General features: G+C 43.1%; 17 protein-coding genes and 1 pseudogene. 12 read left to right on the top strand and 6 right to left on the bottom strand.

Annotation, left to right across the window (positions count from 1 at the left end; genetic code table 11):
• From AC4IFO_RS20655 to AC4IFO_RS20670, 4 genes and pseudogenes are all read left to right on the top strand, one after another.
• Positions 1-93: pseudogene (locus AC4IFO_RS20655) on the top strand (Asp/Glu racemase); the annotation flags it as partial.
• Positions 94-172: 79 nt separating this feature from the next.
• Positions 173-706 (top strand): MarR family winged helix-turn-helix transcriptional regulator, encoded by a 534-nt coding sequence (locus tag AC4IFO_RS20660; protein WP_490737232.1) that lies wholly within the window; start codon positions 173-175, stop codon positions 704-706.
• A 266-nt stretch (positions 707-972) separates the two neighbouring features.
• Positions 973-2,619, top strand: a complete 1,647-nt coding sequence (locus AC4IFO_RS20665; protein WP_490737234.1) for a Na+/H+ antiporter — start codon at positions 973-975, stop codon at positions 2,617-2,619.
• A gap of 261 nt (positions 2,620-2,880) precedes the next feature.
• Positions 2,881-3,396: a P-loop nucleotide/nucleoside kinase family protein gene (locus tag AC4IFO_RS20670; protein ID WP_490737236.1), complete on the top strand. Its 516-nt coding sequence runs from the start codon at positions 2,881-2,883 to the stop codon at positions 3,394-3,396.
• A gap of 48 nt (positions 3,397-3,444) precedes the next feature.
• On the opposite strand, the gene AC4IFO_RS20675 is transcribed toward AC4IFO_RS20670, so the two are convergent.
• Both AC4IFO_RS20675 and AC4IFO_RS20680 read right to left on the bottom strand, forming a co-directional pair.
• A complete protein-coding gene (locus AC4IFO_RS20675) occupies positions 3,445-4,065 on the bottom strand; it encodes a flavin reductase family protein (RefSeq protein ID WP_490737238.1) in 621 nt (206 codons plus the stop codon).
• Positions 4,066-4,180: 115 nt separating this feature from the next.
• A complete protein-coding gene (locus AC4IFO_RS20680) occupies positions 4,181-4,954 on the bottom strand; it encodes an AraC family transcriptional regulator (RefSeq protein WP_490737240.1) in 774 nt (257 codons plus the stop codon).
• 192 nt (positions 4,955-5,146) lie between these two features.
• Between AC4IFO_RS20680 and AC4IFO_RS20685 the strand changes: the two genes are divergently transcribed.
• The 7 genes from AC4IFO_RS20685 to AC4IFO_RS20715 all read left to right on the top strand — a co-directional run bounded on the left by AC4IFO_RS20685 (position 5,147) and on the right by AC4IFO_RS20715 (position 11,099).
• Positions 5,147-7,567, top strand: a complete 2,421-nt coding sequence (locus AC4IFO_RS20685; protein WP_490737243.1) for a DMSO/selenate family reductase complex A subunit — start codon at positions 5,147-5,149, stop codon at positions 7,565-7,567.
• On the top strand, positions 7,564-8,205 hold the full coding sequence (locus tag AC4IFO_RS20690) for a DMSO/selenate family reductase complex B subunit (RefSeq protein ID WP_353243948.1): 642 nt from the start codon (positions 7,564-7,566) through the stop codon (positions 8,203-8,205). The genes AC4IFO_RS20685 and AC4IFO_RS20690 overlap by 4 nt, the downstream gene beginning before the upstream one ends.
• The gene (locus tag AC4IFO_RS20695) at positions 8,202-9,101 is read left to right on the top strand and encodes a dimethyl sulfoxide reductase anchor subunit family protein (RefSeq protein WP_490737245.1); all 900 of its coding nucleotides are present in this window, start codon (positions 8,202-8,204) and stop codon (positions 9,099-9,101) included. The genes AC4IFO_RS20690 and AC4IFO_RS20695 overlap by 4 nt, the downstream gene beginning before the upstream one ends.
• A gap of 39 nt (positions 9,102-9,140) precedes the next feature.
• Positions 9,141-9,707 (top strand): molecular chaperone TorD family protein, encoded by a 567-nt coding sequence (locus tag AC4IFO_RS20700; protein ID WP_490737247.1) that lies wholly within the window; start codon positions 9,141-9,143, stop codon positions 9,705-9,707.
• Positions 9,708-9,930: 223 nt separating this feature from the next.
• Positions 9,931-10,353, top strand: a complete 423-nt coding sequence (locus AC4IFO_RS20705; RefSeq protein ID WP_206086291.1) for a DoxX family protein — start codon at positions 9,931-9,933, stop codon at positions 10,351-10,353.
• A 180-nt stretch (positions 10,354-10,533) separates the two neighbouring features.
• Positions 10,534-10,803, top strand: coding sequence for a type II toxin-antitoxin system Phd/YefM family antitoxin (locus AC4IFO_RS20710; protein WP_219245555.1), 270 nt, complete (start codon positions 10,534-10,536; stop codon positions 10,801-10,803).
• A 2-nt stretch (positions 10,804-10,805) separates the two neighbouring features.
• Positions 10,806-11,099, top strand: a complete 294-nt coding sequence (locus tag AC4IFO_RS20715) for a type II toxin-antitoxin system RelE/ParE family toxin (RefSeq protein ID WP_219245556.1) — start codon at positions 10,806-10,808, stop codon at positions 11,097-11,099.
• Between the two features lie 110 nt (positions 11,100-11,209).
• On the opposite strand, the gene AC4IFO_RS20720 is transcribed toward AC4IFO_RS20715, so the two are convergent.
• The 3 genes from AC4IFO_RS20720 to AC4IFO_RS20730 are packed head-to-tail and all read right to left on the bottom strand — an operon-like array spanning position 11,210 to position 14,372.
• Positions 11,210-12,004 (bottom strand): nucleotidyltransferase domain-containing protein, encoded by a 795-nt coding sequence (locus AC4IFO_RS20720; protein ID WP_490737250.1) that lies wholly within the window; start codon positions 12,002-12,004, stop codon positions 11,210-11,212.
• Between the two features lie 14 nt (positions 12,005-12,018).
• Positions 12,019-13,245, bottom strand: a complete 1,227-nt coding sequence (locus AC4IFO_RS20725) for an RtcB family protein (RefSeq protein ID WP_490737252.1) — start codon at positions 13,243-13,245, stop codon at positions 12,019-12,021.
• Positions 13,246-13,247: 2 nt separating this feature from the next.
• Positions 13,248-14,372, bottom strand: a complete 1,125-nt coding sequence (locus AC4IFO_RS20730) for a slipin family protein (protein WP_490737258.1) — start codon at positions 14,370-14,372, stop codon at positions 13,248-13,250.
• A gap of 908 nt (positions 14,373-15,280) precedes the next feature.
• Here AC4IFO_RS20730 and rtcR point away from each other — a divergent pair.
• A complete protein-coding gene (gene rtcR / locus AC4IFO_RS20735) occupies positions 15,281-16,870 on the top strand; it encodes an RNA repair transcriptional activator RtcR (protein WP_490737254.1) in 1,590 nt (529 codons plus the stop codon).
• 35 nt (positions 16,871-16,905) lie between these two features.
• Here rtcR and AC4IFO_RS20740 read toward each other — a convergent pair.
• Positions 16,906-23,700: invasin domain 3-containing protein (locus AC4IFO_RS20740; RefSeq protein WP_490737256.1), on the bottom strand; the 6,795-nt coding region annotated here is incomplete at its 5' end.

Consider the following 23,700-nt stretch of genomic DNA (forward strand, 5'->3'; position numbering starts at 1 on the left):
TCTTCGGTGGCGACTACTTACATGATGTTGAAAAAACTGGGCTTAGAGACACGTGTTGACGGGTTTGGGTCGTTACTAAGTGGAAAGTTTTAGCTGAATTATCGTCTCCTTCTGCTACTCTTGAGGGGCTAGATTAAATGCAATGATGCATAGTGCGGATCGAGAGGAACAGATGTCAGATTCAAAGGTTTTTGTTGATAATTACTTGCCTGCCCTATTGGGGCAGGCATGGATGCTAGTTTCATCTGAATTTCATGCAATTGTTGAAAAGAAAGGGCTGTCTGTATTGGAGTGGCGAGTGCTATCAACATTGGCGGGTAATGGCTCGATGGGGATCACTGAACTATCACAAAAAACAGTCAGTAAACAACCGACAATTACGCGTGTTTTACAACGGTTAGAACAACAAGGGCATGTGATCCGCCACAATAATCATAGCGGAAGCGATAAACGAATTACATTAGTGAGTGTCACCTCCAGCGGGATGGCATTAGTCGATGGGCTACTAGTTGAAGCGCAACAACATGAAGAGGCTGTACTTGCCCCATTAGGCCTGCGTAAAAGTAAGATGCTCAAAGAAGTATTACAGGAATTAATTGCACGTCACAGCTTAGAAAGCATTAATGAGAAAGAAACCTCAGAGAAAAAACTAGTTAGTAAAAAACAATTAAGAAATAAAAACATAGCTAAAAATTCAACTGAATAATCAGTTAATGATGATCTAGCGGATTATCTTATCTTAGACTAATGATTTTGGTATTACAGAGATTTTTATTTTTAATTATCAAATTGATATGCAATGTTTATATGAGCAATAGCACTATTAGGATAAACGGTAACGTGATGATAGATAGGTCATTTCTGAATTTTAAATTTTTTGTATCTGTTAATTAATTGCTACTTTACATTGATTCAATTTATCTATTAACTTCACTACTGATAATTAATGATTAGCTAAACATGGAGCAATCAATGTCAGTTGTGACACTTGTACTTGTTTTTTTACTTGCGGTTATTGTGAGTGTGTTTATCTCGCGATTGCTCAAAGATATTATTCCATTACCCCTTATTCAGATAGCATTGGGCGCTGGGCTGTCCCTGTATGGTTTTACGGTTGAATTTGAACCGCATTTGTTCCTATTCTTATTTATTCCACCATTGTTATTCCTTGATGGTTGGCGTATTCCAAAAGAAGCCTTATTCCAAGAAATTAAACCGATTATGTCATTAGCGATAGGCCTCGTGGTGGTTACCGTTATTGGCATGGGGTTCTTTATTCACTGGTTAATTCCTGCGATTTCATTAGCGGTTGCATTTGCACTCGCGGCGATTTTGTCACCGACTGACCCTGTTTCAGTTTCTGCCATGACCGTTAATTCCCCACTTCCATCGCGGATGGCACACATACTGGAAGGTGAGTCGCTGCTTAACGATGCAACGGGTTTAGTTTGCTTTAGCTTTGCTGTAGTGGCTGCGTTAACGGGAACATTTTCCCTCGCTTCAGCGGCAGGCGAATTTGTGTTTGTTGCCTTTGGTGGGATCTTAATTGGTTTATTAGTCGCTTGGGCAATTGGTTGGTTGAACCAGTTCTTGGTTAAGCGTACGGGTGAAGAGCCTGCTATCCAAATTATGATCAGCCTGCTAATGCCATTTACGGCCTATTTGCTCGCAGAACATTTACATGTGTCAGGTATTTTAGCGGCGGTTGTTGCCGGTATTGCTATGCACTATGAGAAAATTGCAGGCCGTATGCAGGCTGCAACACGTATGCAAAGTAAAGCGGTTTGGGATACCGTTCAAACGGCGCTTAATGGGATGATCTTTATTTTACTGGGTGAGCAATTACCAGGTATGTGGATAAATATGCCAGAGGTTGCTGAAGCGGCGGGGGCAAGTCATCCTTGGATGTTATTTGTTTATGTTGCAATCATTACTGTGGCTCTGGCAATCCTGCGTTTTAGTTGGGTTTGGATTTCAATGACCTTAACCGTATTCCACAACCGCCGCCGAGGTAAGGAAGCGGATGTGGTACATATTCGGATGATGGCGATTATGGCGACCGCGGGTGTTCGTGGGGCGATTACATTAGCGGGTATTTTAACACTGCCATTGTTGATGCCAGACGGCTCTTTATTCCCAAATCGTGATGTGGCTATCTTCTTGGCTATGGGCGTTATTCTATGTTCATTATTGATTGCCAGTATTGCATTGCCAATTTTAACAAAAGGCCTTGTCCAAGATTTACCGTATGATAATGACGAAATCCGTGCTCGTTTAGCGCTGAATGAAGCGGCAATGGCTCACCTACGTGAGTTAATGAACCACCCTTCAGAGGACGTGGATGAAATCGCCATGCGTACGGAAGTCGGGGCACAATTGTTAGAAATTTATGGCAGACGACTTGATAATACCGATGAAACTGAATCTGACGTGTATGATTTACATCGAATGATTGAGATGGAACGCCAAATGTCTAACTCTGCATTGAAAGCGAAGCGTGAAGCGTTATACCAAATGCGGAAAAATAAAAACATTAACGAACGGGTTTACCATCGTTTACGTGATGAATTGGATCTAAAAGAAGAAACACTAAATCATCATAAAAATGGTAAGCACTAGTTTATGAAATTAAAGGCCTGAATATGTTCAGGCCTTTTTTATATCAAAATAAATCAGAGAGAAAACTCTATTTGACTAATCATATTAATAGTTGATAGGTTAGTGTTAACTGCATTTAGGAAAGAAATATGTCACAGGTTGTCGCACGTTTAAGCATGATTATTACCATCACTTAGTGGTGGGGATAAATGACAACCAAAACCCGCCAGACAAGGCGGGTTTTTTGTTCTTGTCTGGCCAATAATCAGCAAGGAAATATTGATGAATTTAACTGGAAAGTCACAAACCTCCGATAACGAAGTACGCTTACATTTTCTCTGTGGAAAAATTGCATCAGGGAAGTCAACGCTTGCAAAGCAACTCGCTAAGCAGCCCCGAACCGTTCTATTGAGCGAAGATGAATGGCTTTCGACATTGTACCCCAATGAAATTACTGAGCTAGCACACTATATCGCTAAAAGCACCTTGGTGAAAAAGGTGTTGGAAAAACACATTAAGCAATTGATGGAGGCAGGTAATACGGTTGTGATGGATTTCCCCGCGAATACACCGAATCAGCGACAATGGCTAAGATCACTCGCACAATCATCGTATGTGCCGTACGTTTTTCACGTTTTACAGGTTGACAATGATGAGTGTAAAGCACGCCTTGCCGTGCGTAATTTAACGGGGGAAAACCCTTTTCAAACCTCAGAAGCACAGTTTGATTTAATCACCGCACATTTTTCGTATCCTACGCTTGATGAACAATTAAATTGCCAGTTTTATCCTGAGTAGAGTGTCGTTTCAGCGGCTAATAGTGGGAACAAGCCGCTGAAAAACGGGTCATTTGGGGCGATACATTTTTAAATTTTGTTGTTGCTCAATCCAATAATAATCTGCGGGACCCCCTGCACGTAGCAACGGTTTTTGCCCTGCGCAATCATAAAGCCCATCGGTTAGGGTGGATTCATCAATGTGCACCATAACAACCTCCCCCATGACCATCCATGTATCGAGCAATTGGCCGTCAGCGCGCTTAAGTTGCTGATATTGCGTCACGATACATTCCATAGAAACAGGCGTTTGTGCAATGCGAGGTGGTGCGATTAAGGTTGATGGCAACGTGGAAAGTTGGGTTAACGCAAACTCACTTTCCCCACGTTCAAGGGTTGCACTGCTCATATTGACCTGCTCGCCAAGGCTCAGTGTCGCAAGGTTATAGACAAATTCCCCTGTTTCGATGGCATTGGTGACGGAGTCCTTTTTACCCACGCTGGAAAAGGCCAAAATTGGTGGTGAGTAATTGAAAATATTGAAAAAACTATAAGGAGCCAGATTGGTACGGCCTTGGCTATCACACGTTGAGATCCAACCTATAGGACGTGGGCCGATTAACGACGGAATAGGGTCATGGGGAAGTCCATGACCTTTAGTAGGTTGATAACTATAGAATTTGGTTGTCATTACAAGTTCCTTTTTTGTTTTATCCTAACGGATAATAGAGGCCGACGTAAGGCTAAAAAATGAAAAATGCAATGAACGCATAAAGTTTGCAGTCAATGGATAGTATTTTCGGATATTACTCAGCAATTCGCTGGATAAAACTGGAAGGGCTTTGCCCCAACCACTTTTTAAACATTGTGGAGAATGACCCCACGCTACTGTAACCCAAGTCAAAAGCCACCTCAGTAATCGATTTACCTGCGGAAATATGGGTAATGGCACTGAGCAAGCAAGCTTGTTGTCGCCAATCCGAAAAAGATAACCCCGTTTGTGCCCCAAAAAAACGGCTAAAGGAACGCTCACTTTTGTGTAGCTTCGCTGCCCATTCTTGGGGAAGTGAGGTGATTTGAGGGGCTTTTAAAAACTCACGACACATCTTAGCGAGGTGCTCATCCCGTGGGATCGGCGCATAAAATGGCAAAGGTTCGGCGCGCTCAATCTCGTGCAAGATCAATTGGATCATCACACCATCACGGCCATGAAGATCGTATTCGATCGGCGTATCGACCGCTTCCAGTAATAGTTGTCGAAGTAGTGGCGAAACACGCAGCACTTCGCATTTATTGCCTTTGCGTGGTGCCGCTGCGGGTTCGATATACAAACTGCGCGTACTCACATTTAGCATACGGGTTTCATGGGGGGTATTGCAGGGGATCCACACGCCGCTATCTGGCGGAATAACCCACTCGCCATCGTCAGTGCTCACTTCAATCAAGCCTGTGGCTCCATACAAAAACTGTGCGCGGCGGTGAACGTGGGAGTCCAGTAACACATTCGGTAAGTAGTCAGTTCCGATCGCAAGAACATCACGAGGAACGGCATCAACGGTCTTAAGGGGAATATTTCGCATGGAAATTTCTCTTGGCTGAAATTCAAACATAGTGATTTATTTTTCGAATATAGGCAATTTTTATTGATATAACCACATGTTTTCCATGGTTGGCTGAGATTCCGATCTCTTTGGCTGTTTTTCGAAAGTTGGCAAAACGGAAAATGATTACCCTAGCGCGGAAACCTAATGTATGCCTGAGGTAGAGTTATCATGGAAAATTACAACAGTCAGAATGATGAGCAAGTCGGCCTGATTGAACCTTTAACCCGTCGTCGGTTTATTCAAGGCAGCTCTGCACTCATGGCTGTCCCATTTTTAGCCGCAAATACGGTCGCTTCAACATCAGAAAACCCAGATATCATCCCAACAAAAACCATTAATAATGAGGGTGAACGTGTCGTTTCCACTTGCAGTAGTTTTGACTGCGGGGGGAAATGTGATATTCGAGCACATGTCAAAGAAGGTGTGGTCACACGTATTAGCACTCGGCCTGATGCCGATCTCGATGAAGAGATGCCAATTATGCGTGCGTGTGTGCGTGGCCGTAGCTATCGAAAATTTGTTTACCACCCTAATCGCCTGAAATATCCAATGAAACGTGTGGGTAAACGCGGAGAAGGGCGCTTTGAGCGGATCAGTTGGGAAGAAGCCACTACGCTTATCGCAAGCAACATGCAACGCATCAATGAACAATACGGCCCAGCTTCGCGCTTTGTGAGCTTAAGTACGGGTGTCACCGGGGGGATTTTCTCTGGTGCGAATATGCTACGTCGTTTATTCAATATGACCGGGGGTTTTTTAGAGAATTACCACTCGGTCAGTAACGGCAACACCATGGCGGTGACGCCATATACTTATGGAACTTCCGCGAGTGGTAGCACCTTGGATACATTGGAAGATACCCCGCTGGTGATTTTATGGGGACACAACCCCAATGAAACCATTTTTGGGCATTCCAATCATTATTTCCAAAAAATGAAGAAAAACGGCACAAAATTTATTGTTGTCGACCCTCGCTATTCCGATACGGCGTCGTCGTTAGCTGACCAATGGATCCCAATTTTACCGACGACGGATAACGCTATGATGGATGCAATGATGTATGTGATCATCAGCGAAAATCGCCATGACCAAGCTTTTATCGATAAATATACTGTCGGGTTTGATGAACACCAGATGCCTGAAGGTGTGCCTGAAAACGAGTCACTCGTCGCGTATTTAATGGGTAAAAAAGATGGTGTGGTGAAAACTCCGGAATGGGCAGAACCTATCACCAAAGTCCCTGCAGATACAATTCGCCAGTTAGCACGTGAATATGCCAGTACGAAACCCGCTGCACTAATGCAAGGTTGGGGGCCTCAACGCCATATTTGTGGCGAGCGCTCAGCGCGTGGCGCAACGTTGCTAGCGACTATTACAGGCAATGTGGGTGTGAAAGGCGGCTGGGCTGCGGGTTATGGTGTTGCGGTCACACCTGATCTACGTAAAACCCTCGCGGGACCAAACCTATTTGAAAACCCTGTTAAGGCAAAAATAAACATCACCAATTGGGTACAAGCCTGTGAGGATAAAAACCTTGTTACGCCAAACAATGGCCTGAAAAATGCCGAAAAACTCGATACCGAGATCAAAATGATTTTCTCGTTAGCGGGTAATTACATGACCAACCAAAACCCCGATATTTTACATGCCGCCAAAGTATTGGAGGATGAAAGCAAGGTGGAGTTTATCGTATACAGCGATTTGTATATGACACCGAGTGCGAAATACGCCGACATTTTACTGCCTGAAACCAGTTTTTTAGAGCGCTGGAATGTAGGGGGAACTTGGGGAACGGGCAACTATATTATTTTATCTGAAAAAGTGATTGAGCCTGAATTTGAACGCCGCAGTGATTATGAGTGGTTGTGTGAAGTGGCTGAAAAACTGGGGGTTGGCGAGAAGTTTAGCGAAGGCCGTACAGAAAAACAGTGGATTGAACATCTTGTTAATGATGCCTACCAAAAACGCCCTGAGGATGGTATTCCCACCTTCGATGAGCTATTGGTTAAACGCCGCCATTTATTGAAACACAAGCCGCATACAGGGCATGTGGCCTTCGAAAAAAACATTAATGATATTGAAAACCACCCGTTTGAGACACCGTCAGGGAAGATTGAGATTTTTTCGAAGCGCCTGTATGAGCGTAATGATGTTGATATTCCTGCGTTATCTCATTATGTCCCAGCGATTGAAGGGCCTGAAGACGACTTAACGAAACGTTTCCCATTACAGCTTATCACGTGGAAAGGCCGTAACCGTGCCAACTCAACGCAATTTGCTAACCCATGGTTACAAGAAGTCCAGCGCCAAGAACTGTGGATTAACCCTATTGATGCCAAGCGTCGAAATATTGCCGAAGGTGACTCTGTCAAAGTGAATAATGACCGTGGTGTCACACAAGTGCCTGTGAAAATCACCCAGCGCATCATGCCGGGAGTAGTCGCTCTGCAAGCCGGCGCATGGTGGCAACCTGATGAAAACGGTATTGACCAAGGCGGGTGCGCCAACGTATTAACATCGGCACGTAGCACGGCAATGGCACACGGAAATGCCCATCAAACATTATTGGTGGAGGTAACAAAAGCATGAGCAAATTCCACGTTTACCCCGCAGTGAGTGACAAACAACTCGGGTTTTATATTGATTCGGCGCGCTGTTCTGGCTGTAAAGCGTGTCAGGTGTCCTGTAAAGATAAAAACAACCTCGACGTCGGGCGTAAATACCGCCGCGTGTATGAAGTGACTGGCGGCGAGTTTATCGAAAACGGCACAGGGGGGCTGGTGAATAATGTCTTTGCCTATACGTTATCCATTTCATGCAACCACTGTGCCGACCCAATGTGTGTCAAGAATTGCCCAACCACAGCGATGCATAAGCGCGAAGGGGACGGCATTGTGATGGTTAATACCGACAAATGTGTTGGGTGCGGAACTTGTGCATGGTCTTGCCCGTATGGTGCGCCACAGATGAACCCCGAAACACAGCAAATGTCGAAATGCGATTTTTGTATTGACCTGCAACTTAAAGGTGAGCAACCCGTTTGCGTGGCAACTTGCCCGCTAGGCGCGATTCAGTTTGGTCCAATCGATGAGCTCAGAAAGCGTTATGGTGAATTGGCTGATGTACGGGGGTTACCAGATTCCGCGATCACACACCCTAACCTTGTCATTCATCCGCACCAAGGTTCTGGTCGCCAATCTCAAGACACACAAGGAGAAGCCAAATGAATGAATGGCCATTATTGTTATTCACCTTTTTGATGCAGTTATCTATTGGGTTAAGCATCATGCTAGGAATTTCTGCAAAGAAACTGTCTTCGACGTTTGCGGGGAAAGTTAATCCACAATTTTTCCTGTGGTATCTGTTTGTGGCCTGTGTTTTTGCAGGTGTAGGGTTATTATCATCGATTACCCACTTAGGTGTGCCAATCAATGCGCCTAATTCGTTGTTAAATATCTTTTCTTCTTGGTTAAGCCGAGAAGTGATATTGACGGCCACCTACTTTACATTTTTAGGGCTCACTTTTTTATGGCTTTGGTTTAAAAAAGAATTGTCTTATCTGCTGCTGGGTATGGCGATTATTGCGGGGCTGTGTGATGTGTATGCCATGGCGTCAATCTATCGTTATACCTCAATGTTAACGTGGATGAATGATAATACTTATTTGATGTTTTATGGCACGATGTTAACGGCTGGTGCGGCGGGTTATTATTTATTAATCAGTGTATTACTGCGTTTTAAAGCAGGGAGTTCGGGGATACAAATTCCGACTCGTGGGTTATGGGTATTATGGGCGGTCATTGGTGTTAGCTTATTTATTCGCTTAGTTTATCAACCTGCTTATGAAAGCTACCTTATTCACACCAGTTATAACAACGAGTCGATAACCTTTCCTATTGACTCCATTCACGCTTATCAAGCCATTTGGTCATTGCGTATGACCAGTTGGGTGGTGGGGATGTTAGCTGTGATAGTGCTCGGGTTTGGCATATTCCGCCGCATGCGTACAGCGTCAAGTGAGGTATTAACCTCAAGTGGTCAGGGGTATTTAGTGTTGGGGTGTGGCTGTGCGATTGTGGCTGAATTTATGCTGCGTTATTGCTTTTACTCTATTCATATTTAAGGCAATTGCGATTAATTTTTTAGGAAGTTATCTGTCATTATGATCCATTTTTCACATTATGCAGCGGCCTTTAATATTTTAGGGACTTGTTATCTATTTTCGCCCAATGATGATGCCAGTCACTACGCATTAAGTTTTTTTAAATTGGATGATTTTGCTACCCAGTGGCCTTGCAAAATAAGCCCTCAATTGAGCAATCGAATTACGCAATCTTTAAAGATTGAACGGCAAAAGTTACATGAGCAATGGACTGATTTATTTATTGGCCCTAATACATTACCGGCCCCGCCTTGGGGCTCGGTATACCTCGACCCCGAGGGGGTATTGCAAGGTTCATCGACACAAGCGTTGAGCGCGTTTTTACAGCGTGAGCGGTTAAAAGTACAAACTCGCTACCCTGAACCTTCAGACCATGTTGGTTTAATGTTATTTCAGGCAGCAGTATTAGCGTCAGAGGTCAGAGAAAGTGCATTAAAAGAATTACTGGTTGAACACTTGGAAAGTTGGTTGCCGCAATTTTCTCATCAACTAAATAGAACAACGTCAAATTCGTTTTATACGTCATTAACGGATTTAGCGCTGATAACAGTAAAGTCATGTAGCTAATCGTTTATTGATGATATTTTTCATTCAGTATATTTGATTGTTAAATGGTTAATTAAACGTAATATTTGAATGAGGAAATAGTTAATAATTTATAATTAAATGAAAATTGATTTAGTTATAAGAAATGCAAATTAAAATGATTCCCACTTTAATTTTCTGAGCCATAATACATTTTTACGTCATACTACTTAATGATCGGTATTTAAAGCGAAGGGGGTATAAAGTGGTCAATCTATTTAATCGGCTGTTGTCCCATGAAGATGCGGGAAAATTACTGCTACGTCTTTCTGTGGGCGGTTTGATGTTGTTCCACGGTATGAGCAAATTAATGACAGGTGCCAGCGGTATCAAGGCGCTATTGGCTTCTTATGGCCTACCTGAATTTATCGCTTACGGGACTATTTTAGGTGAAGTCGTTGCCCCTATTTTTATTATTTTAGGGATTTTAACTCGCCCATCAGCATTGTTAGTGGCGTTTACCATGGTGGTTGCATGGTTAATGATTGGTTTAGATAAAACCTTTGTTCTGGATAAAACAGGGGCATGGGCGATTGAAAGTATCGTGTATTTCTTCTTAAGTGCCATTGCGTTGGCATTTATGGGCTCAGGACGGTTCTCAGTGATGCGCAATGCATGCTGGCGATAAATAAATTTTAGTTAAGAGTTTCGACATTGCTTTGAGAAAAGGCCATCAAAATTTTCTGATGGTCTTATTTTTTGTCTAACGCACTGAAAATTAAAGGTAAATGATGCTTTTTAATGATTGGTAATTTAAGCTGTTTTAGCTATAATAGCCAAACGAGCCATTTTATCCTGTAGGTGATGTATGGAAACTATCTCCGCACAAGTTGCTAAAAATCAATTTGGTGATTTATTGATGAAAGTTCAACGTGCACCTGTTGAAATAAGTAAGCATGGGAAACGTGTTGCGGTTGTTATCTCTTCAGATGAATATGACCAGCTAATGCAGTTAAAATTACAGAGCTTAAAAGCTGTTTTGGCTGAATCTATTTCGCAAGCAGAGCGCGGTGAATTTCATAGTATTGATGATGTATTTTCTCCGTTAACTAAGGATGAACTTGATAATAAGGCTTAAGGATGAGCGTTAGGTTTACTCAGAAAGCGAAAGGGCATATTCGCTCAATTAGGCTTTATTCTATGCGTAGATGGGGGGCCAATGTTGCAGAGGCTTATGCTAACTCATTACGAATGACAATGACTGATATACTCGCGAGCCAGCCATCTCTTGGTCGTGATCGCAGTGAAGATTTGTATTTGGGTATTTTCAGCTTTCCTGTTGAAAGCCATATAATTTATTATCGAAAAGCGCCTGAAGGTATTGAGGTGCTAGCAGTATTACATCATACGCAAGACCCCCATTCTCATTTATAAAAATCCGTTCTAGCGATGAGTTAATTTTCATTAGGGCATTAATGTTGCTTTTGGAATAAGACCATCAAAATTTTCTGATGGTCTTATTTTTTGAGTAATAACCTGCTGAACTAGTTATTTTTCAACACAGTTTCGCGGAAAAATAGGTCTAACAAGCTGCTGTCTCGACATGCAGGCTCAGGAAAATCCAAACGCTCAGCGCGTTCAACGGTCTCCATCACTAGCGCATCTATCGCAGGGCGCCTTGCACCATAATGGCTTTCATCTACATTCGACTTTATCACTAAGAGCGCCTCAATTTCTGCCAGCACAGATTTATCGGTAACGGTAGCTGCCACTAATTCTGAAAAAGCCATTGGTGGCATACTTTTATGTATTTCTATCCAACGCAGTGCTAAAACGGCTCTAAGCAGATAAAAATACTTTTTAAGTTTGACTTCTTTACCTTTAAAATCCGTATGTAAGTTCCGTTTACTGATTGATAAGTAATGATATCTAGACTTTAATGGCGAATAAAATTTTTCAGCAAGTTGCTCTAGCTCAGCAAAAAAATCATTGTCTTTAAAGTAGACGATAGGGGAATGTAGCCATTCTATTAATGCAGGGTTTGAATTACGCATTAATTTTAAAGCCTTGGATAATTCCCAGCCAGATATATCCAGCTCATCATCTATCGGTTTCTCTATGACATCCCGCTTGGGGTCTAGCGTTAAGCACCAGTCTAATTTATGAACATAGATAAATCGCACATCATAATCGCTATCGCGGGAGGCAAAGCCCCAACCGCGACTGCCTGATTCACAAGCAAAAAGAACTTTAACGTGATGACTTTCTTCTATTTCTTTGAGCGTATTGCCTATCCGTTCTCTCATTAGCACGGATACACTTCTACTGTTGGTTTCCATGCTCTCTCCTTTTTCTAACCTTTCACACACACCACTTGGCGTAGGGTATGCACGATTTCAACTAATGATGATTGTGCTGCCATTACGGCATCGATGTCTTTGTATGCCATCGGAATTTCATCAATCACATCGCTATCTTTTCGGCACTCAACGTGCGCAGTTGCCATTTTTTGGTCGCTCACAGAGAAACGCTTTTTGGCTTCTGTTCGGCTCATCACACGGCCTGCACCGTGGCTGCAAGAGCAAAAACTTTCTTCATCACCGAGTCCGCGCACAATAAAGCTTTTTGCCCCCATCGACCCTGGAATGATCCCCATTTGGCCTTTTCGAGCAGACACAGCGCCTTTTCGTGTTACCAAAACTTCTTCACCAAAATGTTGCTCTTTTTGCACATAGTTATGGTGGCAATTTACCGCTTCTTGTTGTGTGGTAAACGGTTTTGGAATTTCACGTGAAAGCGCTTCCAGCACTCGGTGCATCATCACTTCGCGGTTATGGCGAGCAAAATCTTGTGCCCAACCCACAGCTTCCATATAGTCATTAAAATGCACGCTGCCTTCTTCAAAGTAGGCTAAGTCCCTATCAGGCAGGTTGGCGATATGTTGCTGCATATCTTTTTGTGCTAATGAAATGAATAGGTTACCTATCGCATTCCCCACACCCCGTGACCCGCTATGCAACATCACCCAAACGCGGTTTTGCTCATCCAAGCACAGCTCAATAAAGTGATTCCCTGTTCCCAACGTTCCTAAGTGGTTGTAATGGTTGGTCCCACGTAGTTTCGGGTATTTATCGCAAATACGTTTAAAATCTTCATCCAAATGTGCCCAGTGGGTATCGACGATATCCGGAGTACGGTGCCATGCGCCTTTATCACGTCCATGTCGATGAGTAGTTCGACCATGGGGTACAGCGGCTTCGATAGCAAAACGGATATTCTGCAAGCTATCTGGCAAATCAGACGCGGTTAGGGAGGTACGTACTGCAATCATCCCACAACCAATATCAACCCCCACCGCGGCAGGGATAATCGCCCCTTTAGTAGGGATCACGCTCCCGATAGTTGACCCTTTCCCCACGTGCACATCTGGCATTACGGCTAAGTGTTTAAAAATAAATGGCATCTTGGCGGTATTTTGCAATTGCGTTACCGCTTTTGGATCAACGGGCACTCCATTGGTCCACATTTTCACAGGTACGCCAGTTTCTTGAATTAATTGATTAAAGTTATTCTTACTCATTGTTATTCCTTAATTTTTACCAATCCGTTTAATACTTGGTCTAATCCACCGTAAACGGAAATTTGGTCGATTCGATGTGCGATGCTTTCTAAGGTTTCAAGCTCTTTTAAGCGCAGCGCGACAGGGTTGTTTTCCATCACTTTGGCGGTATTTAACAGCGAACGGGTGGCAGCCGTTTCTTCGCGGCGGCGGATCACATTAGCTTGTGCTGATTTTTCAGCTTCAACCACTTGGGACAATATTGTGCGCATTTCGCCCGGTAAAATAATGTCTTTCACACCAATGCTATCGACCTCTAAGCCAAACTCCGCAATGCTTTTCACTACTTGAGTTAGCATTAGTTCATCGATTAACTGTTTGTTTTCTAAGAGTTCATCCAGTGTACGGGTGCCCACGATTTCTCTTAATGAAAACTGTAATTCACGGTATAAATGCTCCACTGGCTGGCTCAACTGAGAAAATGCATGTAGCACATCGGCATAGCGCCAGTTAGCCGACAAATTAATGCGCAACGTCACTTTATCTTTGGTTAAGATTTCTTGCCCGCTGACTTCCAGTGACTGTAAACGCGTATCAATGATGTCAATTTCTGGGGTGTGTTCTACACGCCAGTAACCGTGAGTACCCGCTTCAAGTAACCCCGTGATTTCACCGTCAATTTTTAATACGCCAATATGCCAAGCCGGTATTTGAGCCACAAGGCACAGTTCGCTACCTTTGATGCGTTTTTTTGCGGCCAAACGCTGAGTTAACGCTTCTGGTAGCACTAAATGGCCCACTTTTTGTTTTTCGACACGCAGTGTATTGCCTGACTTCCAGTACAGACGGCGTGTGGCTGGGGATAAGATCTCAACCAAGTTGTTGTGTGAATATAAAAAACCAATCTCATCATCAGATAAATCAATATCGACACCATAGGAGGCGACCCAATTTGGGTGATATTGGCGAATTTGCTCAGCAAGTACGGCGTCTATTGGCTTATCAATAGATTGCGAGCAAACATCGATGACTTGAATCTCAGGCTTCTGCTTAACTGACCAAAAACCGTAATTACCCATTTCTAAAAGGCTTTTTATTTCACCATCCACTTTTAGTAGGCCAATTTGCCCCGCAAAGATTTGCGCCATCACACATAAATCACGGCCTTTAACGCCTTTCTTATGCACGACATGTTCGGTTAGCTCGTTTGTCATCGCTAATTGGGTCACGCTATGTTTTTCGATACGTAAATCATCGTTAGTTTTCCAATATAAACGGCGTGTTTGTGGCGCGATAATTTCAACCAAATGGTGATGTAAGTATAAAAAGGCGACTTCATCATCGGATAAATTAATATCAACACAATACGCATTTACCCAATCCATATGGAATTGGCGCAAATGGTTTGCCAGCTTTTCTTCAATTGGTTCATTGTTCAAGGTGAAAAATGAAACCGTCAGTTTATTAAACCAATCTTGTACGCGGTGCTCACCTGCCACTAACAGTTGTTTAAAATCACCATTTTTTGACGTTAGTGCAATCAGTCCTTGAGCGACATTTATTTTTTTCATTATTTTTCCTTTTATTTATGAATCTGGTACTGAAGAAAAAAACGAAGTCATGAGGGGAAAGAAAGAGCGCCAAATCGGCTGTCTAAATTTCTGCTCATCACTCGGTAAGGCTCTCGAGTGCCAGTTTTTAGCTAAACTTCAGCTAGGTTTTATTAACGTTTGGAAGCGTATTTTAAGTTCAGGAGTCGAACCTGATAGCTAGGCTATTACCAAGGTATCTTACCGACGGCGGCATACAGACCATGTAGTGACAACAGCCACCATGTCTGCACCGGTTGAACGCGAAGTTCAGACATTTTCCGGCAGTGGATAAATTTATAATTGCCAGAAGCGTGCCAACTTTTTAAATATGGTGAAAAATATTTTTATCTTAATGAAAAATAACGATTAATTATTTTAGGCTAAAAGTGACTTACAATGAGTGAGAAAATGAATTAGGCTATTTATTATCTTTTTATATCGTATTTTATAAATTTATATAAACCATGAATGAAAAACGCAAGGTTGTGATCGGTGTGCTTGGCACGGTATTGGACAGGCGGGGTAAAAAAGCTAATCGCTGGAGCAAATGGCGCCCAACGGTTGGGTTATGCCAACAGCCGAATATCAATATTGGCCGCTTTGAATTAATTCATCAGGTCAATGACTACTCGATGGCGCATCGCGTCAAAGAGGATATTGAGCAAGCTTCACCGCAAACGGAAGTTGTTCTGCATGAGGTGGATATTGCAGACCCGTGGGATTTCGAGGAGGTGTATACCTCGTTACTGGATTTTTCTGCGAGCTACCCCTTTGATACGGACAACGAAGAGTACCTTGTGCACATCACCACAGGGACGCACGTGGTGCAGATTTGCTGGTTTTTATTAACCGAAGCGCACTATTTGCCCGCTAAGCTTATTCAGACGTCACCCAGTGAGAAAGGTAGGGAAAAAGACCCTATTGGTATTCACACGGTGATTGACCTCGATTTAAGTCGCTACACCCATATCACCAGCCGTTTCCAGAAAGAGCAACAGCAGCAAGTCTCATTTTTAAAATCAGGCATTGCTACACGCAATAGCGCGTTTAATACCATGATTGAGCAAATTGAACGGGTGGCGTTACGCTCAAAAGCCCCGATTTTACTGAACGGCCCAACAGGGGCAGGTAAATCGTTCTTGGCTCGGCGAATTTATCAGTTACGTGAAAGCCGTCATCAAGTAAAAGGGCGGTTTGTGGAAGTGAACTGTGCCACGTTGCGCGGCGATAATGCCATGTCGACGTTGTTTGGCCATGTGAAAGGGGCATTTACGGGGGCGTTAAACCCCCGAAAAGGGCTGTTAAAAGAAGCGGATGGCGGCATTTTATTTCTTGATGAAATCGCCGAACTTGGCCTTGATGAGCAAGCGATGCTGCTTAAAGCCATCGAAGAAAAACGATTTTTCCCTTATGGTGCGGATGACGAAATTCACAGTGATTTTCAATTGATTGCGGGAACCCATCGCAACTTGGCGCAACAGGTGGAAGAAGGTAAATTTCGTGAGGATTTATTCGCCCGCATCAACATGTGGACATTTGCCTTACCCGGCTTGCGTGATCGCCGTGAAGATATCGAACCAAATATCGATTATGAACTCGTAAAATTTAGCCAAGATGCGCAAAACCAAATCCGTTTTGATAGCGAAGCGCGTAATGTGTATGTGAAATTTGCGTGCTCTGAACAAGCACTCTGGCGCGGTAACTTCCGCGAATTAGGGGCATCGATTAGCCGCATGGCGACCTTTGCGGAAAAAGGGCGAATTACCAAGCCGATAGCGGAAGAGGAAATTGGGCGTTTGCAATCCCAGTGGCAAGTGAAAGCGAGCAATTCATTTCCTAAACACGTGGGTGAAATTGATTTATTCGACCAACAGCAATTAGTTACCGTACTGGATGTATGCCGCCGTTCTTCATCCCTTTCAGAGGCGGGGCGAGCGTTATTTGCAATTTCTCGGCAACAGAAAAAACAACCCAATGATGCGGATAGGTTACGAAAATATTTGGCGAAATTTGGCTTGGATTGGGATGGGGTAAAAAGCGAACTTTATAGGTAAAAGAAAAAGCCCCCGAAGGGGCTTTCTTGAGCTATTTATTTAAGATCTTCGACACAGATAGTAGACAATTCAATATCTTTAATCTTATCTATTGGCCATAGATTAACTTCATTTTTGGATATATTGTAGTATTTATATTCTGAGTCATGGTAAGCCCAAGCCCAGCCCTCAGTGCGATCGAATTCATCGTAGTCCATTAGATAGCCCCATTCATTCATAACCCCATCCCCCGTTTTACGATGAACTGTACGGGACTCAGACATATCTTTCTGTTTAATTACTCTACCAGATGGGATACAAGCATTAACTATGTTTTGTGATTTAACTTTCCCTATATGTGAATACCATTTTTTCAAGGTAAATCGATAATCAACAGTACGTTTATAGCCTGTATGTGGTTTTGGTTCTCCTTTAAATATCGGGATCATTGCGTTGCCACTATCGATTGGTGTTGGTTTGCGTAGCATGGTAACAACCCCCTTATCATCAATAGAAAGCCAATCTATATCAACACTCCAATCGTAATCTGTTGGTTGTCCAATAGGGACAGTAATTTGGAAGCTCGCACCTACAAACCCGGTATTAGGGAACCCATCATTAACAGAAAATGTATGTGGATTTTCTATGGTGATAATTTTTGTTTGACCGTAAGTTACTACTGTAATAGGCGGTATAGAGCCAGTGTAACCAATGGAACTAGGCGCAAGCTTAATGTCTGCTTTCCCTAACGTTGAATTATTAAATGCGCCAGTATATTCACCAAGTGCAGTTTCATTCATCACTGAGTCTATATTTCCCATCGTTGCTGTTAGCTGTGGTTGTTTTCCTGAAATAGGATTCCCACTTGCATCTTTGAGCACTAATTTAACGGCAATATTGGTATTACTTCCCTCATCAAGTTCATGTGAACTCACGGAAAACTCGCTTTTACCTGTCGCAAACACGGGTTTACCACTTTGCACCATGAGGTTAGTTAGCGAACTTGTTTTGTCCCCCACTTTGGCGGTAATCACATAGCTTCCGCTGGTGGATAAAGTGAGCTCCCCTTTAAATTGCATTCCGTGTTGTTGCCACGTTGGTTGGTTAATCGCACCATTTGCATTTTGTAAGCGGATATCCGTTGCTTGTATCAAGACGTTATTTCCATAAATGTCTTTCGCGGTTAATGTAAAGTTGACTTTTCCACCAATGGAGATGGCATTCTTATCAATAGATAATTCAACGCGATTGACCTGCTGTACACCAGTAAATGGTTGAACAGTTATTTTCGTGCCTTTTTCGAGATTATTCACTTTCGCTGTTAACGTATGTTCTGCGGTCTTTTTCAAGTTCACTACTACGGTATATACACCGATTTGTTGACTATCTTCAGCCCAATTTGGCGATGTAAAACTTTCAGATATATGACTATCGGATAGCGAAATATCTGAACTACGAACATTTTTCACGCTATTTCCATGCTGGTCTTTCAACGTTAACGTGAGAGTTACAGGGGTATTTGGCAATACACTGGTTGTCGTTGCTGTAAGCTGTATTGAAGCAACGTTGTCTTTACCTGCAGGTGAATTAACACGCACTGCTTTTGTCTCTGTGGCGTTGTTCACTTTTACGGTAATGGATTGATTACCCACTTGGCTTAAGGCAAGTTCGGTACGATAAACCCCGTTTTTGCCCTCTGTCCATGTAACCACTTGTGCCACTGATCCAGAGGTAAGTGTGATATGGCTTGGTTTGACTTCGACAACGCCATTACCAAATCTATCGGTTAATGTCAGTGTCAGTTTGTTTTTCTCATCAACTTCAGTAGTTGATGGCGTTTGCAAGCTAACTGCTGTGACATTATCAAATCCTTTCAATGGATTAACATGGATTATAGTCGTTTTAGTCTGCCCGTTTACTTTAGCAATTAAAGTGTGAGCCATGACTTTATCAAGCTGAACGCTTGCAACGTAGGTTCCTATCGTTGAAGGGACTTTATTCCATGATACAAGGGGGGTAATTTGTGCATCAGCATTGGTTAAACTAATATCTGAAGTTAATACATCATCCACCTCATTTCCAAAGCTATCTAGAACGCTTAATGTGAGCGTTGTCGTTTCGCCCGCAGATATTGCGTTTTGTGCCGCAGTTAGCGTGATTTGGTTAACGTTAGCGGTGCCTTTCAGCGAATTAACGGTAATTGGGGATGTTGATGCTGACTGATGATTAACAGTTGCAGTCAACATATGGTTCCCAATAAGCGTTAAAGGAAGAGAAGCCTTGTAAACCCCTTCAGACGCCATACGCCACGCGATTCGACTATTATCAATCACTTCAGTGGTGTGGCTATCTTTGAGTGCAATATCCGCACCATTAACGCCAATAACGAGGTTATCGTATTGATCTTTCAAGGTTAGCGTTAATTCTACGTCTTTACCCGCATCTAGTGATGCGATATTGCTGACTAATTGCGCTTTAGCCACCTTCGCTTGACCACTCGGGGCGGTCACCTCGATGGTTTGAATACGACTTGGTTGGTTATTTACCGTGGCTTTAAATTGGTAATTGCCTACCGTATCTAACCGCAGTTTGGTGGTATATAGGCCATCTTGTGGATTTGCCCATGTAACCACGGTGGTTTTTCCATTGTTGGTGAGCTGAATAGCATTTGTATCGACGTCAATAACACTATTATTAACCTTATCCGTTAAGGCTAACGTCAATCGCACGTCGTGACCCGCCTCAATGGTACCTTCATTGGTTTCAAGTGTGGTTTTATGGACATGATTTTCGCCTTTGGCGGGGTTAACGTTTAGCTCCAGTTTATCGCTGAGTATTTTATCTGCCACTACTTGAATTGGCTGATTACGTAGCTTGTTCATCGTGAGTTCTTGAGTGTACAGCCCCCCGCTAAGTTCTTTCCATGCAGAGGCAGACTGTAAATTAGTCAACAATTTTAATGAACTTGCTGCGCTAGTCAGTTTGTTATCGAACTTATCTTTTAACCCAACCGTTAGCGTAACGTTATCACCTGAATTTGCAGTGTTATTTTTCGCGCTGTGAGTAATCAAAATCGTCTCTAATGAACCCCTTAACCCATTTTTATCGTAAGAGGTGATAGGGATCTCTTTCGGTGGGTTAACATCCCAATCGACAGTTTCTGATTGCCCGTTGGCTTCCACCATTATCTGATAGCGGCCTGCTTTAGATGCTGGTAGTTGAGCGATATATTTATTCAATACATTTTTTTCCATAAATATAATGTCTTGCTTTTGCCCATTGACTGTCACGGTGATATCGCCACTACTGACATTTTTAACTGGGTTTTTATATTGGTCAGTTAGGCCAATGGAGAGTGATGATGGCTGCCCTGCATCACTGTTGGCGACAGGTGAAATGGTGATTGTTTTCACGGCATCGTTACCCACAGGTGAATTGACCGTGACACTTGCCGTATCAGTAAACTGACCAATACCTGCTGTCAGATTATGTGTTTTAACATCACTGAGCAGGATATTAGTGCTGTAGAGACCTAAGCCATGGTTATCTTCATCCCAGACAGTGGATATTTTATGGCTACCATCAGTCAGTGTGATCATATTATTATTAAGGTGAATGACTGGATTGTTATCCGCATCAGTCACTTTTAAAGATAACGTGACTTTACTGCCTGCTGTAATGGTGCTTAAGTTTGTTTTTAACTGAACCTTATTGATATGGCTTTGGTTGGTTGATGGCAGTGCGTTAATCAATACATTATGACTTTGTATTTGGTTAACCGTTGCTCTGAGCGAGTGGATCCCTGCGATAGAGACTGCTGTTGATGCAGTATAGATGCCATTCCCTTTTGATATCCAACTTAAACCTGTGAGGTTTTTCTTAATGTGTGCATCATTAATGGTGATATCTTTAGCGGTAATCCCTTCAACACCATTATTCCATTGGTCCATTAATGTTAGAGTCAGCTCTGTTTGACTTCCTACGGTCAGTTGGTTGGTACTGGCTTTGAGCTCAACGGCTTTTACCTGTGTTGGGTCTGTTAGTGCGCTGACACTGATTGTGAATGGTGTATTTGCTCGGTTATTAACTTGACTTACAAAAGCGTTTTTCCCTTGTTTATGTAATGGGATGGTGGTGGTGTAAATACCTGCGCCTTTCTCTAACCACGTCAATTTAGTTACAAGCGAAAGGTTATGCTCTAATTGAATGTCTGTGGTTTGCACCTTTTCAACACCATTGCCATGGCTATCAGTCAGTGTTAATTGCAATTCGACAGAGTCACCCACCTTAAACGTCTTGTTTGTCGCTTTTAATTCCACCTTGTTCACGGCGGATTTACCCTGTGGGGCTTTTACATCGATAGCCTGTGATTGGCTAATGCTGTTGACTGTGACTTTTAAGGTGTCAGCGCCTAACTGACTTAATAATAAGTTAGCGGTATAAGTGCCATCTGCATTGTCTTTCCAAGTTACTGCGCCTGATTGTTGATGAGTAATCGCGATACTGCTACTGTCGACGCCTTTCAGTGGGTTATTAAAGCTATCTTTTAACGCCACCATCAACTGTACAGTGTCACCGGATGTTAACTTGGTGTTTGGGGTTGCCTGAAGAGCAACCTGACTCACCACACCACGTTGGTCTGTTGTACCACCGCCATTTGCGGTTGCGGTTACCGTGTCAGGTTGTGCTACCGTCAGTGTTTTTGCCGTAGATGATTGTTTATTGGCGCTAATCACCACGTCATAAGACCCGCTTTGTTGCCCCGGTAGTTTCCCGCTGTAGCGGCCATCCGCTTGTTGAGTCACTACGATATTTGGCAGTTTTTGCTTATCGATGGTGGCATCAATGTGTTGGATGCCATTAACAGGGTTACCTTGATCATCGTTCAAGACAACGGTAAAGGTACTTTGCGCACCTGCTGCTGCGTTGGCGATATCATGGATATCGATTTTATGGATAGCGTTAATCCCTAACTGTGATTTGACATCAATCGCAATAGTTGGGCTTTGTATCTTATTGGCGGTGATAAATAAGTGGTCTTGCCCCAATTGTGTTAAGACTAAGTTAGCTGTATAGGTGCCATCTTTTTGTGCTGTCCAAGTGACTTGGCCTGCTTGTTTGTGGGTGAGCGATTGTGTTAAATCGATACCCGTCAATGGATTACCAAAGGCATCTTCCAATGTCGCCGTTAGCTTTAACGTGTCGCCAGACTTTAAGTTTTTGGCTGGTGAAACGGCAAGTGCTACACGACTCATCACACCGTGAGAACCTGATTTACCGCCATGATTAACCGCAGTAGGAACTGGAGCATTAACGGTTAAGGTTGATTCTGTGGATTTAACGCCACCCACCGTGACAATGACTTTATGGTCTCCTGATTTTTGGCCAGAAAGTGTGCCGGTATAAGTCCCTTTGTTGACTGTTTCCGTTATCTTAAGTAACTCTTCTGCGCCATTGATAGAGACGACTGCGTTATTATTTACCCCTGTAATGGGTTGGTTATTGGCATCGGAAAGTACCAAGGTAATGGCACTAGTTTCACCTGCTGCGGGTTTTTCGATATTTTTGATATCAACTTTGTGAATTTGAGTCGTACCCGTGGCATTCCCAACATTAATATTAAGTGGAGACGTGGTTATTTGGTTCACTTTCACGGTTAAAGTGTCTTGACCAATCTTTGTGAGTGGCAAAATAGTGGTGTAGTCTCCGTTACGGAGGTCTACCCAATTAACGGAACTCACACTAGGTTGTTGATGCTTTAATTGAAGGCTAGCGCCGCTGATCCCTTCAAGGGGGTTACCAAAAGTATCTTTAAGTGCCACGGTTAATTGTAATGACTGGCCTGATTTTAGGTCGTTAATCGGTGATGAAACCAACGTCACGGTTTTAACGACACCGCGTTGATTTGCTGTGCCACTCCCATCTTTTTCTTTCGCAGTGATGGTTGCTGCGGTTTTAACGTCCCAAGGTTTCGATGCCGTTTTATTGTTAGTTGTCACTTCAACGGTATATTTACCCGTTTTTTGTGCTGGTAACGTTCCGGTATAAGTCCCTTTTTGAGTGAGTGACTCTGTTAAAATAATGGGTGCTGACTGGCTGTTGATATTCGCCGTTATCATCTTGTTAATCGCGGTAACGGGGTGCTGATACTTATCGGTAACCTTCACGGTGATAGTTTGGGGTTCGCCTGCTTCACTCGGAGTGATGGGGTCCAGTTCGACATTAGCAACTTTATTGATATCAGTCGTATTGCCTACTGTAATGGTGATCAATGGTGATTTATGACCATTAATAGACGCCACTAACTCACTAGTACCTGTTTGCATTAACAGCAAAGGTGTTGTGTAAGTGCCATCACCGTTATCTAACCATTTCAGCGAGCTCGCTTTATATCCATCCAAAATGATATTACTAGGGTCGATAGTCATTAACGGATTATTAAATGCATCAATAATGGTTACTGTGATATCCAGCTTATCACCTGATTGCAGATTCGTGATATCACTTGTCGTCATGCTAATGTTATTGATAACGCCGCGTTCACCACGATTACCCGTCCCGCTTGAGTTATTCGGGCTAATTGGCGCTGGTTTTTTCACGTCTAAAGTATCTTGAACGGAGCTTTGGCCATTCACCGTGGCCGTAATTTGATGATTGCCCGCTTGCAGAGCAGGCAGTTCAGCGGTGTAGCTACCATCGGTGTTTGGAGTTACAGGTAGAGAGTGCGTGTTACCATCAATGGTAACCTCGATATTTTGCACATCCTTGACAGGGTTGCCGTTTTTGTCGGTAAGCTCCACTTTGATGGTCGGCTTGTCCCCCGCATTTGGGGTTTTTGTGTTTGGCGTAAC

It is taken from the genome of Providencia sp. UF-224 (genome assembly GCF_058245955.1).

Excerpts from the sequence above, each read along its gene's own strand:
- AC4IFO_RS20720 (WP_490737250.1), bottom strand. The coding sequence starts at position 12,004 with ATGGAAACCAACAGTAGAAGTGTATCCGTGCTAATGAGAGAACGGATA.
- AC4IFO_RS20730 (WP_490737258.1), bottom strand. The coding sequence starts at position 14,372 with ATGGCGCAAATCTTTGCGGGGCAAATTGGCCTACTAAAAGTGGATGGT.
- AC4IFO_RS20690 (WP_353243948.1), top strand. The coding sequence starts at position 7,564 with ATGAGCAAATTCCACGTTTACCCCGCAGTGAGTGACAAACAACTCGGG.
- AC4IFO_RS20725 (WP_490737252.1), bottom strand. The coding sequence starts at position 13,245 with ATGAGTAAGAATAACTTTAATCAATTAATTCAAGAAACTGGCGTACCT.
- AC4IFO_RS20670 (WP_490737236.1), top strand. The coding sequence starts at position 2,881 with ATGAATTTAACTGGAAAGTCACAAACCTCCGATAACGAAGTACGCTTA.
- AC4IFO_RS20675 (WP_490737238.1), bottom strand. The coding sequence starts at position 4,065 with ATGACAACCAAATTCTATAGTTATCAACCTACTAAAGGTCATGGACTT.
- AC4IFO_RS20700 (WP_490737247.1), top strand. The coding sequence starts at position 9,141 with ATGATCCATTTTTCACATTATGCAGCGGCCTTTAATATTTTAGGGACT.
- AC4IFO_RS20685 (WP_490737243.1), top strand. The coding sequence starts at position 5,147 with ATGGAAAATTACAACAGTCAGAATGATGAGCAAGTCGGCCTGATTGAA.
- AC4IFO_RS20695 (WP_490737245.1), top strand. The coding sequence starts at position 8,202 with ATGAATGAATGGCCATTATTGTTATTCACCTTTTTGATGCAGTTATCT.
- AC4IFO_RS20680 (WP_490737240.1), bottom strand. The coding sequence starts at position 4,954 with ATGCGAAATATTCCCCTTAAGACCGTTGATGCCGTTCCTCGTGATGTT.
- AC4IFO_RS20665 (WP_490737234.1), top strand. The coding sequence starts at position 973 with ATGTCAGTTGTGACACTTGTACTTGTTTTTTTACTTGCGGTTATTGTG.
- AC4IFO_RS20660 (WP_490737232.1), top strand. The coding sequence starts at position 173 with ATGTCAGATTCAAAGGTTTTTGTTGATAATTACTTGCCTGCCCTATTG.
- AC4IFO_RS20715 (WP_219245556.1), top strand. The coding sequence starts at position 10,806 with ATGAGCGTTAGGTTTACTCAGAAAGCGAAAGGGCATATTCGCTCAATT.
- AC4IFO_RS20710 (WP_219245555.1), top strand. The coding sequence starts at position 10,534 with ATGGAAACTATCTCCGCACAAGTTGCTAAAAATCAATTTGGTGATTTA.
- rtcR (WP_490737254.1), top strand. The coding sequence starts at position 15,281 with ATGAATGAAAAACGCAAGGTTGTGATCGGTGTGCTTGGCACGGTATTG.